This is a genomic window from Streptomyces sp. NPDC027962, assembly GCF_055566095.1.
The window spans coordinates 194,953-212,677 of record NZ_JBVHTA010000005.1 but is presented as its reverse complement, the minus strand read 5'-3'; the positions used below and the strand labels follow the sequence as shown (position 1 = coordinate 212,677).

At 70.6% G+C, this 17,725-nt stretch carries 17 protein-coding genes and 1 pseudogene; 9 read left to right on the top strand and 9 right to left on the bottom strand.

Going from position 1 to position 17,725, the window contains the following annotated elements:
* Nucleotides 1–34: 34 nt before the first annotated feature.
* On the bottom strand, nucleotides 35–1,114 hold the full coding sequence (zapE, locus tag ACZ4SA_RS07180; protein ID WP_468270708.1) for a cell division protein ZapE: 1,080 nt from the start codon (nucleotides 1,112–1,114) through the stop codon (nucleotides 35–37).
* A gap of 27 nt (nucleotides 1,115–1,141) precedes the next feature.
* On the opposite strand from zapE, the gene ACZ4SA_RS07175 reads away from it, so the two are divergent.
* The 4 genes from ACZ4SA_RS07175 (at nucleotide 1,142) to msrB (ending at nucleotide 4,498) form a co-directional block, all read left to right on the top strand.
* On the top strand, nucleotides 1,142–1,981 hold the full coding sequence (locus ACZ4SA_RS07175; RefSeq protein ID WP_468270706.1) for a pyrimidine reductase family protein: 840 nt from the start codon (nucleotides 1,142–1,144) through the stop codon (nucleotides 1,979–1,981).
* A 173-nt stretch (nucleotides 1,982–2,154) separates the two neighbouring features.
* The gene (locus tag ACZ4SA_RS07170; protein WP_468270704.1) at nucleotides 2,155–2,625 is read left to right on the top strand and encodes an indole-3-glycerol phosphate synthase; all 471 of its coding nucleotides are present in this window, start codon (nucleotides 2,155–2,157) and stop codon (nucleotides 2,623–2,625) included.
* A 59-nt stretch (nucleotides 2,626–2,684) separates the two neighbouring features.
* Entirely contained in the window at nucleotides 2,685–4,091 is a 1,407-nt protein-coding gene (gene murC, locus ACZ4SA_RS07165) for a UDP-N-acetylmuramate--L-alanine ligase (RefSeq protein ID WP_468270702.1), read from the top strand.
* Complete coding sequence (gene msrB, locus ACZ4SA_RS07160; RefSeq protein ID WP_468270700.1) at nucleotides 4,091–4,498, top strand: peptide-methionine (R)-S-oxide reductase MsrB; 408 nt, start codon at nucleotides 4,091–4,093, stop codon at nucleotides 4,496–4,498. Before murC ends, msrB begins: the two co-directional genes overlap by 1 nt.
* Before the next feature lie 149 nt (nucleotides 4,499–4,647).
* Here msrB and ACZ4SA_RS07155 read toward each other — a convergent pair.
* Nucleotides 4,648–4,998: pseudogene (locus ACZ4SA_RS07155) on the bottom strand (response regulator transcription factor); the annotation flags it as partial.
* A 152-nt stretch (nucleotides 4,999–5,150) separates the two neighbouring features.
* Here ACZ4SA_RS07155 and ACZ4SA_RS07150 point away from each other — a divergent pair.
* The gene (locus tag ACZ4SA_RS07150; RefSeq protein WP_468270698.1) at nucleotides 5,151–6,083 is read left to right on the top strand and encodes a hypothetical protein; all 933 of its coding nucleotides are present in this window, start codon (nucleotides 5,151–5,153) and stop codon (nucleotides 6,081–6,083) included.
* 534 nt (nucleotides 6,084–6,617) lie between these two features.
* Here the strand turns inward: ACZ4SA_RS07150 and ACZ4SA_RS07145 are convergent.
* Together ACZ4SA_RS07145 and ACZ4SA_RS07140 are read right to left on the bottom strand one after the other, a co-directional pair.
* On the bottom strand, nucleotides 6,618–7,493 hold the full coding sequence (locus tag ACZ4SA_RS07145) for a PaaX family transcriptional regulator C-terminal domain-containing protein (protein WP_468270696.1): 876 nt from the start codon (nucleotides 7,491–7,493) through the stop codon (nucleotides 6,618–6,620).
* Nucleotides 7,490–8,134: a GNAT family N-acetyltransferase gene (locus ACZ4SA_RS07140; RefSeq protein ID WP_468270694.1), complete on the bottom strand. Its 645-nt coding sequence runs from the start codon at nucleotides 8,132–8,134 to the stop codon at nucleotides 7,490–7,492. The genes ACZ4SA_RS07145 and ACZ4SA_RS07140 overlap by 4 nt, the downstream gene beginning before the upstream one ends.
* Nucleotides 8,135–8,248: 114 nt before the next feature.
* Here ACZ4SA_RS07140 and ACZ4SA_RS07135 point away from each other — a divergent pair, with 114 nt between their 5' ends.
* Nucleotides 8,249–9,361 (top strand): alpha/beta hydrolase family protein, encoded by a 1,113-nt coding sequence (locus tag ACZ4SA_RS07135; RefSeq protein ID WP_468270692.1) that lies wholly within the window; start codon nucleotides 8,249–8,251, stop codon nucleotides 9,359–9,361.
* 44 nt (nucleotides 9,362–9,405) lie between these two features.
* Here the strand turns inward: ACZ4SA_RS07135 and ACZ4SA_RS07130 are convergent, their stop codons facing one another.
* Nucleotides 9,406–10,533, bottom strand: coding sequence for an NADAR family protein (locus ACZ4SA_RS07130; protein WP_468270690.1), 1,128 nt, complete (start codon nucleotides 10,531–10,533; stop codon nucleotides 9,406–9,408).
* 247 nt (nucleotides 10,534–10,780) lie between these two features.
* On the opposite strand from ACZ4SA_RS07130, the gene ACZ4SA_RS07125 reads away from it, so the two are divergent.
* Nucleotides 10,781–12,151, top strand: coding sequence for a lipase family protein (locus ACZ4SA_RS07125; protein WP_468270688.1), 1,371 nt, complete (start codon nucleotides 10,781–10,783; stop codon nucleotides 12,149–12,151).
* 54 nt (nucleotides 12,152–12,205) lie between these two features.
* Here ACZ4SA_RS07125 and ACZ4SA_RS07120 read toward each other — a convergent pair whose 3' ends face one another.
* From ACZ4SA_RS07120 to ACZ4SA_RS07105, 4 genes are all read right to left on the bottom strand, one after another.
* The gene (locus tag ACZ4SA_RS07120) at nucleotides 12,206–12,424 is read right to left on the bottom strand and encodes a DUF397 domain-containing protein (RefSeq protein ID WP_468270824.1); all 219 of its coding nucleotides are present in this window, start codon (nucleotides 12,422–12,424) and stop codon (nucleotides 12,206–12,208) included.
* Entirely contained in the window at nucleotides 12,421–13,626 is a 1,206-nt protein-coding gene (locus tag ACZ4SA_RS07115) for an SUKH-4 family immunity protein (protein ID WP_468270686.1), read from the bottom strand. The genes ACZ4SA_RS07120 and ACZ4SA_RS07115 overlap by 4 nt, the downstream gene beginning before the upstream one ends.
* Nucleotides 13,627–13,750: 124 nt before the next feature.
* Nucleotides 13,751–14,008: a DUF397 domain-containing protein gene (locus tag ACZ4SA_RS07110; protein ID WP_468270684.1), complete on the bottom strand. Its 258-nt coding sequence runs from the start codon at nucleotides 14,006–14,008 to the stop codon at nucleotides 13,751–13,753.
* Entirely contained in the window at nucleotides 14,005–14,688 is a 684-nt protein-coding gene (locus ACZ4SA_RS07105; protein WP_468270682.1) for a DUF5753 domain-containing protein, read from the bottom strand. Before ACZ4SA_RS07105 ends, ACZ4SA_RS07110 begins: the two co-directional genes overlap by 4 nt.
* A 44-nt stretch (nucleotides 14,689–14,732) precedes the next feature.
* Here ACZ4SA_RS07105 and ACZ4SA_RS07100 point away from each other — a divergent pair, with 44 nt between their 5' ends.
* On the top strand, nucleotides 14,733–15,794 hold the full coding sequence (locus ACZ4SA_RS07100; protein WP_468270680.1) for an ATP-binding protein: 1,062 nt from the start codon (nucleotides 14,733–14,735) through the stop codon (nucleotides 15,792–15,794).
* The gene (locus tag ACZ4SA_RS07095; protein WP_468270678.1) at nucleotides 15,791–17,599 is read left to right on the top strand and encodes a vWA domain-containing protein; all 1,809 of its coding nucleotides are present in this window, start codon (nucleotides 15,791–15,793) and stop codon (nucleotides 17,597–17,599) included. The genes ACZ4SA_RS07100 and ACZ4SA_RS07095 overlap by 4 nt, the downstream gene beginning before the upstream one ends.
* Nucleotides 17,600–17,725: the final 126 nt, after the last annotated feature.

The window sequence follows — 17,725 nt, the reverse complement described above, 5'->3', positions numbered from 1 at the left end:
GGTGGTTCCCTTCAGATCGGGTTACGCGCCAAACCTACTGCGCCACCAAGGCCTTCGCGTCGCGCGCCAGCGCGGTGAGCCGCGAGATCGCCCGGAAGTACTTCTTCCGGTAGCCCCCGTTCAGCATCTCGTCACTGAACAGCTGGTCGAAGGGCAGACCGGAGGCGAGCACCGGGACCTCCCTGTCGTACAACCGGTCGGCGAGCACGACCAGCCGCAGTGCGGTGGACTGGTCGGGCACCGGCGTGACATCGGTGAGGCAGACCGCCCGAACTCCGTCGGTCAGCGCCCCGTAACGGCTGGGGTGGACCTTCGCGAGGTGCTCCAGCAGGCTCGGGAAGTCGTCGAGCGAGGCGCCCTCGGCGGCGTACCCGGCCTTGGTGACCTGCTCGTCCGAGTACGGGGGAGGGGCCTCGGGCAGCCCTCGGTGGCGGTAGTCCTCCCCGTCGATCCGCAGCGGGCGGAAGTGGGCGGACAGGCCCTGGATCTCCCGGAGGAAGTCGGCAGCTGCGAACCGGCCCTCACCGAGCTTGCCGGGCAGCGTGTTGGAGGTCGCCGCCAGCGCGACGCCCGCCTCGACCAGCCGGCGCAGCAGCGTGGAGACGAGGACGGTGTCGCCGGGATCGTCCAGTTCGAATTCGTCGATGCACAGCAGCCGGTGCCCGCTCAGTGTCTGCACGGTCTGCTGGAAGCCGAGCGCGCCGACCAGGTTGGTCAGCTCGACGAAGGTGCCGAACGCCTTGAGCGAGCGTTCCGCGGGAGTCGCGTGCCACAGCGAGGCGAGCAGATGGGTCTTGCCGACGCCGTAACCACCGTCGAGGTAGACGCCCGCCGGCCCGGTGGGGGCGGCGGGCTTCTTGGCGAACCAGCGCCGCCGGCCGCTGCCACTGGCGTGCGCACCGCCGAGGCCCTGGGCGAAGTCGCTCAGCACCCTGACGGCCTCGACCTGGCTGGGCTGGTGGGGATCGGGGACGTACGTGTCGAAGCGGACCGAGTCGAAGCGCGGCGGCGGCACCATCTCGGCGACCAGACGGTCGGCGGGGACATGCGGCTCGCGGGCGCACAGCGACAGGGGAGCGGCTTCTGCTATCGGGCTGGTCGGCACAGTACTCAACTGTAAGCGCGTGCCAGACTGCACCGTATGCGACGCCTGTTCCCTGTGACCGACCAGACAGCGGCAGCCGACGACCGGGAGTGGTCGCTGGACGAACTCGCCGAGGCCTACGCCTATCCGGAGACCGGCCCCGCCGCCGGCACAGAGGCGGGTGCCGACGGCGTCCCAGGGGCCGGCGCCGCCGTGGCCCGGGGCGGGGGCGGCGGTGCCTGGCTGCGCGCCAACATGGTCTCCTCCCTCGACGGCGCGGCCCAGCACGACGGCCGCTCGCAGCCCATCTCCTCCGACACCGACATGCGGATCTTCGGGACCCTGCGGGGCCTTGCCGACGCCGTGGTGGTGGGCGCGGAGACCGTACGGCTGGAGGGCTACCGGCCCGCCCGCGCCAGGGACGCCTTCGCCGAGCGCAGGGCCGCGGCAGGGCAGGGGCGGGCGCCGGCGATCGCCGTCGTGAGCGCCTCGCTGCGGCTGGACTTCTCGCTCCCGCTGTTCACCGAGCCGCTGGTGCCGACGCTGGTGCTGACCGGGGCCGCCGCTTCACCGGACCGGATCCGGGACGCAGAGAAGGCCGGTGTGGAGGTCGTCGTCGCAGGTGACGGGCCCGGGGTGGAGCCCGCACGGGCCGTGCGCGCGCTGGCGGAGCGGGGTCTGGTGCGGCTGCTGACCGAGGGAGGTCCGAGGTTGCTCGGTCAATTCGCGGCGGCCGGGGTACTGGATGAGCTGTGTCTGACGGTGTCGCCGACGATGACGGTGGGGGATGCGCAGCGCATCGCGGGCGGGCCGGGACTGCCGGACCCGGCACGGTTCGCCCTGGACTCGGTACTGGAGGAGGCGGGATTCCTGTTCACCCGGTACCGCCGCGTCTGACAATCGGCGGAATTTATCGTTCCGCTTGCCGCCCGCCGGGCACACTTACCTCGCAGACCCAGTGTGGGCACGGGAAGGATGGTTTCCGCAGTACCGCGCAACACTGCAGCACCGCAGTTCCGCTGTCCCCGTAGTCCGCGCAGTTCCGCCGTTTCCGCAGAAGGGCTCCTGACGTGTTCACAAGCGTACTGATGATCGAGAAGCCCCTGACCTCGGAGGACGTGGAGTTCGTCACCACTCTGCACGGCGACGAGGGCGTCTCGTTCGTCGTGCTGATGCAGCCGCGCGGCGACCAGGCCGACGTACTGCTGCGCGCCATCGACGACGTGGCGGTCGGCGAACTGAGGGAGGCGGTCCGCGAGGGCGAGGAGCCCGAAGGGGAGGAAGCCAAGGCCCCGGCCCAGCGAGCCCTGGAGCACTCGCTGGCCGCCCTGCGGGCGGCCGGCTGCGAAGCCGTGGGACACCTTGTGGAGGACCATCCGCTCGACAAGCTGAAGTCGGTCGTCGACGAGGCGGAAGCCGACGAGGTGATCGTGCTCACCGAGCCCCACTACGTGGAGGAGTTCTTCCACCGCGACTGGGCCTCCAGAGCCCGCCACAAGGTCGGCGTGCCGGTGCTGAAGCTCTTCGCGCACAGCGAGTAGCGCCACAGGCAATAGGGTGGGCAGCCGCACGTACTCGTTCACCTTGGGGAGAGAAGCACATGGCACCCGCCGTCCCTGGCGCGATGGAGCGCCCGCACTTCATCGGCATCGGCGGAGCCGGCATGTCGGGCATCGCGAAGATCCTCGCCCGGCGCGGCGCGAAGGTGGCGGGCAGCGACGCCAAGGAGTCGGCGACCGCAGAGGCCCTGCGCGAGCTCGGCGCCACCGTCCACATCGGACACGCGGCCGAGCACCTGGCCGCAGACGCCAGCTGCGTCGTCGTCTCCAGCGCCATTCGCGCCGACAACCCTGAGCTGGCGCGCGCCGCCGAACTGTCCGTGCCGGTGGTGCACCGCTCGGACGCGCTCGCCTCCCTGATGACCGGCCTGCGCTCGATCGCCGTCGCCGGCACCCACGGCAAGACCACGACGACCTCGATGCTCGCCGTCGCCCTGACCGAGCTGGGCCTCGACCCGTCGTACGCGATCGGCGGCGACCTCGCGGGGCCCGGCACGAACGCGCGGCACGGCGAGGGCGACATCTTCGTCGCGGAGGCCGACGAGAGCGACCGCAGCTTCCAGAAGTACGACCCCGAGGTCGCGATCGTCCTCAACGTGGAACTGGACCACCACGCCAACTACGCGTCGATGGACGAGATCTACGAGTCCTTCGAGACCTTCGTAGGCAAGATCGTGCCCGGCGGCACGCTGGTGATCTCCGCGGACCAGCCCGGCGCGGTCGAGCTGACGTCCCGCGTCCGCGAGCAGTCGTCGCTCAAGGTCGTCACGTACGGCGAGTCGCAGAACGCCGACGTCCGCGTCCACAAGATCACCCCTCGTGGCCTGTCCAGCGAGGTCACGATCCTGCTGAACGGGAAGTTCCTGACCTTCACGGTCTCCGTCCCCGGAAGCCACTACGCGCACAACGCGGTGGCCGCGCTCGCCGCCGGAGTCGCCCTCGGCATCCCCGCGCACAACCTGGCCTCCGCGATCGGCACGTACACGGGCGTCAAGCGCCGCCTCCAGCTCAAGGGCGAGGCCGCGGGCGTCCAGGTCATCGACTCGTACGCGCACCACCCCACCGAGATGACCGCGGACCTCGAGGCCATGCGTGGCGCGGCATCCGGATCGCGGCTGCTGGTGGTCTTCCAGCCCCACCTCTTCTCCCGCACCCAGGAGCTGGGCACGGAGATGGGCCAGGCGCTCTCCCTGGCCGACGCGTCGGTCGTTCTCGACATCTATCCGGCCCGCGAGGACCCGATCCCGGGCATCACCAGCGACCTGATCATCGACGCCGCCCGGACAGCCGGCGCGGAGGTCACGGCGGTCCAGGACAAGGCGGCCGTCCCGGAGGTCGTGGCGGGAATGGCGAAGCCGGGTGATCTCGTTCTCACGATGGGCGCGGGCGACGTCACGGACCTGGGTCCGGCGATCCTGGCCCGCCTGTCGAACCGAGGGAGCGCTTGATGTCGTACGAGGTCGAAAAGCCCGACGAGCAGTGGCGGGAGGAGCTGACCCCCGCCGAGTACGCGGTCCTGCGCCAGGCCGGCACGGAGCCCGCGTTCGTGGGCGAATACACGGACACGAAGACGGTCGGCACCTACTCGTGCCGCGCCTGCGGGGCCGAGCTGTTCCGCTCCGACACCAAGTTCGCGTCCCACTGCGGCTGGCCGTCGTTCTACGACCCGAAGGACACGGACGCAGTGGAGCTGATCGCGGACACCTCCCACGGCATGGTCCGCACGGAGGTGCGGTGCGCCCGGTGCGGGTCGCACCTGGGCCATGTCTTCGAGGGCGAGGGCTACCCGACGCCGACGGACCAGCGGTACTGCATCAACTCGATCTCGCTGCGGCTGGAGCCGGACCAGTCATGACCTGACCGGCATCAGGGCCCGTCGGCACACGCCGACGGGCCTTGATGCGTGTGCGGCGGGGTCAGCCCTCGACGTGGCGGTCGTGATCTCCCTCTTGGCGGCTCGCGGGAGCCCGGACGACATCCGCCCCACCGGTCGGCATCGCGCGCTCACCCCGACGCGGAGACAAGCCCCGTCTCGTACGCGATGATCACCAACTGGACCCGGTCACGGGCGCCGAGCTTCGAGAACAGGCGGGTCACACAGGTCTTGGCGGTGGCGACGCCTCTGAAGAGGGTCTGGGCGATCTCCGTGTTGGACAACCCGCCGGCCGCCACCTCCCGTTCCCGGACGGTGATGCCGGTGAGCTCCCGCCTCTGCCCGGTGCCCACGGGGCGCCCCGCGAACTCGCGGATCAGCCGACGGGTCACGGCCGGCGCGATGAGGCCGTCGCCGGCGGCCACGATCCGTACCGCCGCCAGGATGTCGTCCAGGGCCATGTCCTTGACCAGGAAACCCGCTGGGCGTCGCGCACGTGTGACGGCCGCGCCTGCTCGGCCCGGCGCCGGTCGGCGGCCCATGCGGTCAAGGCGACCACCCGATCGTCACACTTGAGGGTGGTCATATGCCGATGGTGCATTCCGGTGCGTCGGCTGTCCCTAGCGTTCCGATCATGGTCACTTCCTCACACGAGGCGTCACACCGGATCTTTCAGGACCGCCCGGAACTCCTGGCTCCGGTCTTCCGGATCCTGGGCGTCCCCCTTCCGGCGCCGGCGACCGTGGAGGTTCTGTCGCCCGACGCCACCGAGATCCGCCCGCTCGAGCGCAGGGTCGACAGCGTGCTCCGCATCCAGCCAGAGGCGGGCAGATCCGGCGGCTTCCTCCTCGCCATCGAGGCCCAAGGGCGACGGGACAAGATCAAGCCGAAGAGCTGGGCGTACTATCTCGCCCACCTGGGGGCGAAGTACGAATGTCCGGTCCTTCTGCTGGTGACGTGCCAGGACCCGGCCACGGCACGCTGGGCCGCAGGGCCCTTCGAGCTGGGGCCGGAGGGCTGGCGGACGGCACTCGCGGTGCATCCGCTCGTTCTGGGGCCGGAGAACATCCCGGTGATCAAAGACACCGAGGACGCGGCGCGGGATCTCGCACTCGCGGCGTTCTCGGCGATGACACACGCCGCGGACCCCAACGTCACTGCAATACTGGAGGCGCTGGCCTCCGCGATCGGATCCGCCGACGGCGCATCCGCCGAGTACTTCACCGAGCTGCTGGAGATCGGCCTGGGTGACAGCCCGGCCCGAACCATCTGGAGGACGTTGATGAGCAGGGGAACCTTCTTTCCCGGCCGGGGCACCATCGTCGAGGAGTCGTACCTCAAGGGCGTCGAAGAGGGACGTGAGAAGGGACGCGAGGAGGGCCTGGAGGCCGGGCGGGTCGAGGCGCGGGCGCAGATGATCCTCCGCGTTCTCGAGAAGCGTCAGATTCCGACCCTGGAGAGCACCCGCGACCGCATCACCGGCTGCACCGACCCGGACAGCCTCGACCAGTGGCTGGACCGGGCGCTCACCGTCACCGAGGCTGAGGACTTGTTCGCCGACGACTGAGGGACCGGACCTGCCTCAACGGAAAGACCGGAACGGGCCGTCGGGGGCCGCGGACGCCTCGTCGGCGGACCCCGAAGTCCACGTTGGCGAGCGACGGGTTCGCATGGACGTTCCCCCCAGGGCCGGGGCAGGTCCGCGAGAGGCGCCCACCGACAGCCCGGCGCGCATGAGGCGCCCCGAAGGGCCAGGGCGACCGGCGCGCGCCCAGTGCTTCGACCGCACAGGTGCGCCGGGTCGGGCGATCGAGGTCATGAAGACGAGCTGTCGGACTCACCACCAATTGCCGGACCGCTCGACCGTATTGCTGCCGCGTGTCAACCTCGCGGTCGAATGCAGGTGGCCCGCCGCCGTGGTTTCTGCGTCGCTGTCGGTGGCCACGTTGGTCGGCCGCGACGGGGATCGCCGCCCGGACCTTGCGCCTGCGCCGGCGTACGGATCAAAGTGCACAGCCTTGATCTGATGCGCGTCTGTCAGGAAGGGCGCTCTCTCGGTGCCTTCGCCCAACCGGCATGACCTGCGCCGTCTGTTTCGTCTTCAGCGCGTGGCCCGGTCTGCTGCTTCTCGGGTGATGTCGGCGTAGAGGCGGAAGAGGGCAGGGCGGGCTTCGCCGTGGTCGCGTTCGTGCAGGGCTGCCCAGCAGCGGGCGATGAGCTCGCGGGCCTGGCTGCCGGGCCAGGGCCGGGGCAGGAGCTGAGGCGGCAGCAGCGGGTCGGGCTCCATGGCGCGGGTGAGTTCGGCGGCCAGCTCGACCGCGATGGTGAGGAGTGCGGATGGGGAGAGCCCGGCAGGGCCGGTGAGCCGGGCGAGGCGGGGCCGGGCGACGCGGCTGAGGCGGTGGTAGCGGTCGGCGATCTCCTGCAGCGGCCACAGGTGGCGGGCGAGTTCGGCAGGCTCTCGGGTCTCGCCCCTGCGCAGGTCAGCCGTCGTGAGGAGGGTGAGCGCGCCGTGGGCGCCCAGGCGGTGGGCCGCGTCTTCGACGTACGGTTCCCAGGTGTTGGCGCAGACGTACAGTCCGCCCTGGAGCGGCGCGCCGCCGAGGTGGACGAGCGTCTCGCGGAGGGCGTCGCGGGTGGTGCGGGCCGATTCGGGCACCGCGAAGGCGGCCAGGTGCCAGACGCCGTCCCACGGGGCGAGCCCGGCGTCCTGGCGGAATGCGTGCCGCACGAAGTCCGTGTTGGGGGCCAGGGTGCGTGTGGTGTCTTCTGTGGCGTGCAGCAGTGCTTTGCGGCCGCGGCCTTCGTGGGTGAACCGGCTCTCGGCCACCAGGCGTTTGATGCACAGCCGTACCTGCTGGTCGCTCATGCCGAGGGTCGCGGCGACGGTGTAGAGCTCGTCCGCGCTGACCGTGCCGTCCTCGCGGATCAGCGCGTGGACGAGCATGCGGGTGGGGATCTCGATGTGGTCGGTCATGGTGTGCGCAGTCCTCCCGGTCCCTTCGCCTCGACGGCGCGGTGCATGGTGGTCACCGCGCCGAATCCCAGCAGCCGGCGCAGGTAGGGCGTCTGCTCGGTCCGTACGGCCGTGAAGCCGCGCCGCTCGTACAGGGCTCTGGCGCGCGGATTGGTGTCGATCACGTCCAGTCTGATCTCCCGGCAGTCCTGCTCGGCCGCGACGGCGGCCACTTCCTCGATGAGCAGACTCCCCACGCCGCGGCCGCGTATGTCCGGGTCCACGGCGATGCCGTCCATGACGAGTTGCCCGGGTGCCGGGTTGCGTTCGAACAGGGCGAGGAGCAGGAGTCGGTGCAGTCCGCGCAGGTGTCCGTACGCGCGCAGCACGGCAGAAGCCGATCCCCCGGTGAGGGCCCGGCCTGCGAGCTGGTAGCCGGCGAGGCCGACGAGCTGCCCGTCGAGGAGCGCGCAGACCGCGCGATCGGTGTTCAGATGGGCGGCGATGAAGGGCACCGCCTTGTCCGGCGGGTTCAGGGCGGGGCCGAGTTTGCGACCGAAGGCCCCCCAGTACAGCTCGGCCGCCTGCCGCTCGGCGCCGGCGGGAACCCCCCGCCGGACTGTCACCGGTCCCGTGCCGGTACCCGCCGCGTCCCGTCCCATGCCCTGCCCCCTCCGTGCTGCAACCTTACTCGAAACTATCACTTTGGCGACGATCGTTCACACAATGATAGTTTAAGTGTCGGGCGTAGATCCGAGCAGAGGCGGTCAGATCGCATGTGTCCCAAGATTCAGCCCCGACGGCGTGGGCTCCGCATCGCCGTGTGGTTGCTCGTCACGGTCCTGGTCGTGGCCGCGGGCCTCGTCGGCGTGGTGCTGTGGCAGCACTCCTACGGCATGCACGAACAGCGGGTCTCGATCCGCCACGGGGACCACACCCTCAACGGCGTACTGGCCACCCCCAAGGACGGCCGCAAGCGCCACGGCCTGGTCGTGTACGTCCACGGCGACGGCTCCGTCGACGCCACCCACGACGACGGTTACAAGCCCATGTGGGAAGCGAACGCCAAGGCCGGGTACGCCTCCCTGTCCTGGGACAAGCCCGGCGTCGCGGGCGCACCCGGCGACTGGCTCGACCAGTCGATGGACGACCGGGCCGACGAGGCCGCCGCCGCCATAGCCTGGGCGCGCGCCCGTCCGGACATCGACGGCGACCGGATCGGGCTCTGGGGCGCCAGCCAGGCGGGCTGGGTCCTGCCGAAGGTCGCCGCCAAGACGCCGGTGAGCTTCGTCATCGCCGTCTCGCCCGCGATCAACTGGCTCCGGCAGGGCCGCTACAACCTGCTCGCCGAGCTGCGGGCCGACGGCGCATCGCCGGCCCGCACCAAGGCCGCGATCGCCAAGAGCGACACCACCCGCCGACTGCTGGAACGGCGGGCGACGTTCGAGGAGTACGTCAAGGCCATGGGCGGCGACGCGGACGGCATGACCGCCGGCCGCTGGGGCTTCATCTCCAAGAACTACACCGCGGACGCCACACGAGACCTCCGCGTCCTGCACGGAGTACCGGTGCTGCTGACCCTCGCAGGCCATGACATCAACGTGGACACCGCCGACACGCAGCGCATCTACCACAAGGTGCTGAAAGCAGGCGGTGCGTTGAAAGTCAAGTGCTACCCGGACGCGGCCCATTCACTGCTCAAGCAGTCCATCGAGCGGTCGGACCTCAAGATCACGCTCACCGCGCTCTTCTTCCCCCGCTCGCTGTTCGCGGACGGATTCCTGGACGACCAGCGACAGTTCCTGAACGTCTCGGCCGGGGCGGCAACGCCACTCCATGACAGTCCCGCCACGTCGACCACGAAGCGTTGTGCACGTTCGCGTGGATGACCAACCTGCCCGCCACAGGAGCAGACCCGGAGCCTGACGAAGCACTACTGGCCGGGCAGCGGGATGCCGGCCTGCCGTGCCTGGATTTCGGAGCGGACGAGCTCCAGCAGGCGGCCGGTCCAGTTACGGCCCCGGCCGCCGTTGTCGCCCCAGAAGCCGGACGCGGCGTCGTCGTAGACGACGGTCGCGTCGCCGGTGGCGAGGAGGATCTCGGCCAGGTCGGGATGCTGGGCGTACTTGGCGCGCAGGAGGCCCGTCATCACGGCCGTGCGGGCGTGCTCCCAGCCCGCACGTCGACCCGAGTCCGCCGCGACTCGCTGGGCGGCGTACGGATTGTCGGCCGACAGGACGGCCGCCCGCGCGTCGGCGTCGGCGACCGACAGAGCCCAGTAGGCGTGGGCGACGGACGGATAAGTGACCCCCTCGACCTCGACGGGCGCCGGATAGTCGTTGCGCAGGGCCTTCGCGCCCGGATCGTCCTCCCGGTCCCTCGGGTACGTCTGGTACAGGTGGATCGCCGGTGCGTACGAGGTGACCGGTCCGTCCGCCGGGACCCGTGAGGGGCGTTCGGCGATCGACCGCGCCCGCTCCTCGAAGTAGGCGAGGGCGTCGTCGTAGTCCTCCTGCGAGACCGGCTCGTCGGACCAGTCCTCGAGCTCTCCCCCCGGCCCGGCCACCAGCACCTGGAGCGGCCAGTCCTTGCTGTCCATGTCGCCGAGCGCGTAGAGGCGCTGCGTCTCCGGGATGGCGAGGTAGGCGGCGCGGGCGGCGGCCCGGTTCTCCTCGGTCCGGTCGGCGAGGAAGGCGTCGACTGCGGCCAGGCACCGGGCCGTCGAGTCGGGGCGGCCGTTCAACTGTTCCACTGTGTCAAGCACTTCGGCCATCAGCAGCTCGGGCGTCAGCCAGATGTGCGGCTCGGCGAACTTCCAGGCGGCCAGGCCGTGCGCGGACGCGCGTGCCCCCTCGGGGAGCGTCGTGGCCACCCAGCCCTGGCGCAGCTTCTCCTCGAACTCGTCGAGGGTGACCAGGCCCCAGCAGTCGACCAGTCCGTCGGCGAAGACGAACAGGTCGGTGAGGAAGTACTGGCCGCCGTTGCAGATGAACGCGTGCCGCCAGGTGCCGGGTATGCGGACGCCGTCCGCGGTGCGATGGGTGATCCGGTTGCCGATCATCCCGTCATTGTGCCGCGCGGGTCCGGCATCGATGCCGATACTCAGGTTCCGGAGGTCGCTTCAGGGTCTGACTGACGACCCCGTCATGACGGCTGCGCGTGTCCTCTTCGGTGACCGGCCGGGTGATCGGAACCGGGACCAGCGGGTGTTGAAATTTTGTCAACACGCCTATGGGCAGCACGGTTAACCTCCGGTAACTTACCCCCGAGTAAGTTTGCGTGTCCCACTTCACATACCCAGGGGAGCCATGAACCGGAGAGCCGCCGGCCTGTTGGCCACCGCCGTTGTCGCTGCACTCACCGTCGGCACCGCGCCGGCCGCGACCGCCGCGCCCACCGCAACCGCCGCGCCCACCGCAACCGCCGCGTACGCACAGGCGGACACCGCGTCGTCCGACCCGTTCTACCGCTATGACGGCAGCAAACCACTGTCCTCGTACGAGCCGGGTGACGTCCTGAAGAAGCGCACGCTGGACTACCACGTCGTCGGAATCCCCACACCGGTGAAGGCGATCCAGCTTCTATACCGCTCGACCGACGCCCAGGGCCGACCCTCGGCCAACGTGACCACGGTGGTCCGCAGCCATGTCGGCGACGGCAGCAAGGCCGTGTCGTATCAGTCGTTCTACGACTCCCTCGACCCCGAGCACGGCCCCTCCCGGGCCATCGCCGGTGATGTCTCCCTCGGCGGAATGATCGCCAACGTCGAGGCCATCGTCATGGCGCCGATGCTGCTCAAGGGGTACGACCTCGTCATCCCGGACACCGAGGGCCAGACCGCCGAGTTCGCCGCCGGTCCGGCGTACGGGACGAACACGCTGGACTCGATCCGGGCGGGCATCCGCGCCGAGGGGTCCCGCCTGCACGGCGGAACCGAGTTCGGCCTGTTCGGCTACTCGGGCGGGTCCATCGCCACCAACTGGGCGGTGGCGCTGGCCCCGGCCTACGCGCCCGAGGTCAACGAGCAGCTGGTCGGCTTCGCCGAGGGAGGGGTGCTCGTCGCCCCGGCGCACAACCTGAAGTACGTCGACGCCTCGCTCGCGTGGAACGGCGTGATCCCTATGGCGGTCATCGGCGTCGCCCGCGCGTACGGCATCGACCTCGAGCCCTACCTGAGCGAGAAGGGTCGTGAGGTCTTCGGTGAGCTCGAGCACGCGTCCATCATCGACGCGCTGGGCCGCTACCCGGGGATGACGTGGAAGGAGCTGGTGAAGCCGGGGTACGAGAACCCGAACGCCATTCCCGCCTTCACCGAGGCGGTCAACAAGGTCAACCTCGGCCAGGCCCCCACCCCGACCGTCCCCGGGTTCATCGGGCAGGGCAACGCGGGCTGGCCGGAGGGGACGTTCGGCAACCGGCCGGGCATCGGCACGGGCGACGGCGTCATGGTCGCCGGCGACGTGCGGGCATTGGCCCGCCAGTACTGCGCCACGGGCAACGAGGCGATCACCTACGAGCAGTACAACCTGCTCAGCCACGTCGGAGCCATGCTGTACTGGACGCCGCGCGCGATGGCCTGGCTGGACAACCGCTTCGAAGGTGAGGCAGCCCCGAGCAGTTGCGGCCGTATCCCCGCCGGCAACTCCCTGGAGCCGGAGCAGCCAGCCGTCACGAGCTGACCGCGCAGGAACGCCCGCCGTGCGGCCCCGCAAGCGCGCGGGGCCGCACCGCCGTCAGACGACGGCGGCCGCGGTGTCGCGCACGAAGTTCGTCCAGGCGGACGGCGCGAGGGCGAGTTGCGGGCCCTCGGTGACCTTGGAGTCGCGGACGTGGACGGTGGTGGGGCAGGCGGCGACCTCGACGCAGTCGTCCCCCATCGGCCCACTGCCGGAAGCCTCGGTGGAGGCCGTCGGGGCCGGCGGATGCCTCCTCGGCTCCTCGGCGGGCGTCAGAGAACGGCCCCTGCACAGTCGTGGAACACCTCCGGCCAGTAGCGGTAGTCGTCAGGGTCCCTGGCCGGCAGGCAGGCCACGGGGTCGACCGCGGCGAGAGTGTCGGTCATGGTGACGGCGAGCTGGTAGTAGAAGTCGTCGGTGAAGTCGTGCTCCTCGTCGAGCTGCCGCTCGCGGTTGTGCAGCCACACCGTGAACGCGAGCGTGGAGACGTCCTTGTTGACCGGAACGACCCGGTCGGCGTCGTACTCGGCGTAGTGGACCTCGCCCGTCCGTCCGTCGACGAGGACGGTGAAGTCGTGCATCAGGCCGCCGAGGACCAGCAGGTGTTCCGCGTCGGGGGGCAGCGAGTCGCTGCCGTTCCACAGGTGCTGGTGGGCGGGGTTCTGCTTGGAGCGTTCGCGGTCGTCCGGCAGGGGTACCAGAACGTCCTCCGGGTCCATGCAGAACATCTGGGCGCCGCGCGGCAGACCCACGTCCGTCAGGAAGCGCCGTGTCGGCTCGTGCGTCAGCACGGCCGGCAGCCCGGACGGGTCGATGCGGACGATGTCGTCCGCCCCGAACTCCTCGTCCAGCAGGCCCTTCGGCAGTTCGAGCAGCAGGCCCCGCCCCGGCCCGGCCATCAGGGCCATCGGACGTATCACCGCGAGCATCCGCCAGAACGGCGGGATCGCGTGTGCCCATCCCGACGGGGCGCCCGCATCGCCCCAGCCGTCCTCTCCCCACTCCTCTTCGGTGAAGACCGACATGAGCAGCGCCGACGCCTCGGCCACCGCATCCGCCCCCGACTGCTCGGCGAGCCCTGCGAACCGCCCTCTCAGGGAGCCGAAGTCGCCGACCGCCGACACGAAACGCACCAGCGCGTCGAGGGACGGGGCGAGCGGGAACAGCTTCGCGCTCTCCGGGGATTTGTCGTACAGCCACATCGTGAACACGCGTCCTGTGGCGCCGTCGAGGACGACCTCGTCCGAGTCCTCGCCGTCGCTTCCCCGGAGGCGGCCGATGAGCAGTAGTTTGGAGATGCCCGGGGCGAGCTCCGCCGGGTCGCCTCCGCAGTCCGCCAGATACCGGTCCACGGTGCGAGCCCGGGAGCCGGCCGACAGCACGAAGCGCACCGACCCCTCGACGGGCAGCCCCGCCCCCGCCAGCCGACGCCGCGTCGCGTGGTGCGTGATCGCCGGATGGAGCATGTCCTCAGGCACTACGACAGTCCTCGCCGACATGATCGTCCCCCATATCCCTCGTCAGCGGTGATCCTCCGTGCTCCACGGTAGGTCCCACCACTGACAACGCCCGGTGCAGGACGAGGACCCGGGACGACAGGTGTCAGACGGCGGCGGCGTCCCTGGTGTCGCGCACGAAGTTCGTCCAGGCGGACGGCGCGAGGGCGAGTTGCGGGCCCTCGGTGACCTTGGAGTCGCGGACGTGGACGGTGGTGGGGCAGGCGGCGACCTCGACGCAGTCGTCGCCGGAGCCGCTGCTGTAGCTGGACTTGTGCCAGGACAGGGCGACCTCCACGCAGGAGTCGCCGGAGCCGCCGCTGTAGCTGCTCTTGAACCAGGCCAGTTCGGTGGTGCCGCTCATGCCGCTCCTCGCATCTGCCGTAGCAGGCCCAGGGAGTCCGGAAGCGTGAGAGCCTGCGATCGCATCCTGGCATACCGTATCTGGAGCACGCTGACCACTTTTCGGTCGGTGATGAGTTGCCCACTCTCCTGTCCCTCGCAGTAGGCCAGCCACCGGTTGTCCGGGGTCTCAAGGAGCCGCATGGGGCCGTGCAGCCCCGCGTGGCTCTCCCGTACCACCGGCATGATCTGGAACTCGATGTTGCGGCGTTCCGCGAGGCTGATGAGGTGGTCGATCAGCTCACGCGTCGTCCGCTCACCGTCCAGCTCCCTGCGCAGCAGATGCTCCTCGACGATGAAGCTGTACGCGGTGTTGGGCCGCTCCGTCAGCAGCCGCTGCCGCTCCTGCCGGGCCGTCATCTGCGCCTCGACCTGCTCGTCACCGAGCGGCGGCAACTGGTCCCGGAACAGCCGCAGCGCGTACGCCTCCGTCTGCAACAGGCCCGGAATCAACCGGCATTCGTACGTGCAGAGGCTGACCGCCTCGACGGCGGTCGGGGGCTCCTGCTGGTCGAGGCGCTCGCGGACCGGTGGACGGTGCTCGACCGCGTACCGGTGGGGAAGACCGTGCGCGTGGAGGTGGACCTGAAGTGACTCCGGGGGCGGGAAATTCGGCTGCGCGGGGGCACCAGCCGTGCCCACACTGGGCGGGCCCGATCTCCCGAGCCCCGAAGGAACACCTCCGCGTGCAGGCCGCCGTCACCGTCACTCCCGCTCAGATCCCCGAACTGCTGCTGGGGCTCGCCACCGTGCGTCCCGTGTTCCTGTGGGGGGCGCCCGGGATCGGGAAGTCGTCGCTCGTGCGGAGGTTCGCCGAGTCGCTGGGGCTGGAGTGCGTCAGCCTCCTGGGGACGCAGCTCGCGCCGGAGGACCTGATCGGCGTGCCGCAGATCCGGGACGGACGGTCGGTGTTCTGCCCGCCGGAAGCCATCGCCCGTGACGAGCCGTACTGCCTCTTCCTCGACGAGCTCAACGCCGCCGCCCCCGATGTCCAGAAGGCGTTCTACTCGCTGATCCTGGACCGGCGGATCGGCTCGTACGAGCTGCCCCCCGGGTCGATCGTCATCGGGGCCGGCAACCGCGCCAAGGACAACGCGCTGGCGCGGCCCATCGCGTCCGCGCTGGTCAATCGGCTCACCCACGTCCATCTGCGGGCTTCGGCGGAGGACTGGCTGGTGTGGGCGGGGGAGCACGGCATCCATCCATGGGTGACGGACTATCTCACCGACCGTCCCGACCACCTCTGGTCGCAGCCGCCCAAGACCGAGGAGCCGTTCTCCACACCCCGCTCCTGGCACATGCTCTCCGACGCCCTGCACTCCTTCGGGCCCGGCCTCGACGAGGACACCCTGAAGGTGATCGTCCACGGCACGCTCACGCCCGCGCACGCCGTCTCCTTCTGCGGGTACGCGAAGATCGTGCGGCACACGTTCGGCATCGAGGCGATCCTCAAGGGCGACGCCTCCTGGCCGACCCGGCTCGAGGACAGGGACCTCCTCTACTACCTCGCGGAGGCGTTCCGGGGGCGGCTCGTGAAGGAGCTGCCCCGGCAGAAGGAACACGTCTCGCCGTCCCTGCGCCAGACCGTCTACCGCTCCAAGTCGCTGCTCGTCCAGCTCGCCGAGATCTCCGTCGAGGTCGCGCAGACCGTCATCGCGGATGACACCGACGGACAGCCGGTGCTGCCCGCCTGGTTCCTGGTGGAGGCCGCACGGGACATGCCCAGGCTGGTCGAGGCCCGGCGATGACCGCCGCACCGGGCGGCAGGAAGGGCAAGCCGGACCCCGCCACGGAAGCGTTCGCGGCCGGGCTCGCGATGGTCAAACGCAACCCGGCCTTCGCCGCCGTCGAGGCGGACTTCTGCCGGCAGCACAAGTGCGCCATGACGCCGGCCGGGGGGCTGGCGGCCGTCGACTCCAACGGCACCGTCCACGTCCACCCCAGCAAGCGGGCCGAACCGGCCGACTGGGCCTGGGCCTTGGCGCACTGCCTGCTGCACCTGGGTTTCGGCCATGTGCCCGCGGCCAAGGACCGGCGGCGCGAGCAGCCCGACCGGTTCGAGCTCGCGGCCCGCTGCACCGTCGTCAACCGCTTCCTGCTCACCTTCCCGATGGGCACCGCTCCCGAGCACCTCCCCGAGGCGTATCCCGGAGGCGACGAGGAGCAGCTCTCCGCCCGCTGGCGCCGCGACGGCATCCCCGCCGCCTACGAGCGCTGCGGCACCGCGGGCGAACATCCCGACCAGGTCCTGACGGTCTGGCCGGCATGGGAAACCACCGTTCCCGACTGGGAGACCTCGTTCGCGCACGCGCTCACCCGCAGCGTGTCCGCCGCCATGGACGTGGCGGGCGGCCGCCGCGACCGCGTCACCGGCGAGCGTGTTCCGCAGCGGCCCTGGAATCGCGCGCTGAACTGGTTCGTGTCCTCGTACCCGCTGCTCGGCGGGCTCGCGGCCGGTCTCACGGTCGTCGCCGACGCCGAACTGTCCCGCGCGCAGGGCATCTCGATCGCCGCCGTGAGCTCCGCCGCCGGTGAGATCTACATCAATCCGCTGCGCACCTTCACCGACGAGGAATGGCGTTTCATCCTCGCCCACGAGATGCTGCACGCCGCCCTGCGCCACGGCGAACGCGCGGGCGCCCGGGACCCGTTCCTCTTCAACGTCGCCGCCGACTACGTCGTGAACGGCTGGCTCGTGCAGATGCGCGTCGGCGACATGCCCGAAGGGCTGCTGTACGACCCGGAGCTGAAGGACCTGTCCGTCGAGGAGGTGTACGACCGCATCGCCACGGACCTTCGCCGGCTGCGGCGGTTCGCGACCCTGCGCGGCAAGGGCGTCGGCGACATCGTCGGCGAGCCGCTGCCGCACGCGGCGGCCCGCCCGTACACCGACCTGGACGACTTCTACCGGCGCGGTCTGGTCCAGGGGTTCGATCTGCACCAGTGCGGTGAGCGTGGGCTGCTGCCCGCCGGGCTGGTCCAGGAGATCCGGGCCCTCGCGCATCCGCCCGTGCCGTGGGACGCGCGACTCGCCCGCTGGTTCGACGAGTACGTGCCCCGGCCGGAGCCCGTACGCTCCTACGCGCGCCCCGCCCGCCGGCAGGCCTCCACGCCGGACATCCCGCGCGCGGGCCGGTACTTCCCCGCAGAGGAGACGCCCCGCTGCACCTTCGGCGTCGTCCTCGACACGTCGGGCTCGATGAACAGTGCCCTGCTCGGCAAGGCCCTGGGCGCCATCGCCTCGTACGCGGAGGCACGCGACGTGCCGGCCGCCCGCGTCGTGTTCTGCGACGCCGCGGCGTACGACGCCGGCTATCTGCCGGCGACCGAGATCGCCGGCCGGGTGCGGGTGCGCGGACGTGGCGGGACGGAACTGCAGCCGGGTATCGACCTCTTGCAGCGGGCCGACGACTTCCCGCCGGCCGCCCCGGTGCTCGTGATCACCGACGGCTGGTGCGACACCCTGCGCATCCGGCGGGAGCACGCCTTCCTGATCCCCCAGGGTGCCACTCTGCCGTTCACACCCCGGGGCCCGGTTTTCCGGCTGACGTGAAGGCGTCGGGCACTGGTGGTCGCTCGCACGCGCTCAATTCGGTCTTCTGTGTAACGCGCGCCGCCCGTGCGGCGCAGATGCGAAGAGAGACGCGGACGGCGGCTCCCTATTCAGATGGGAATTCCA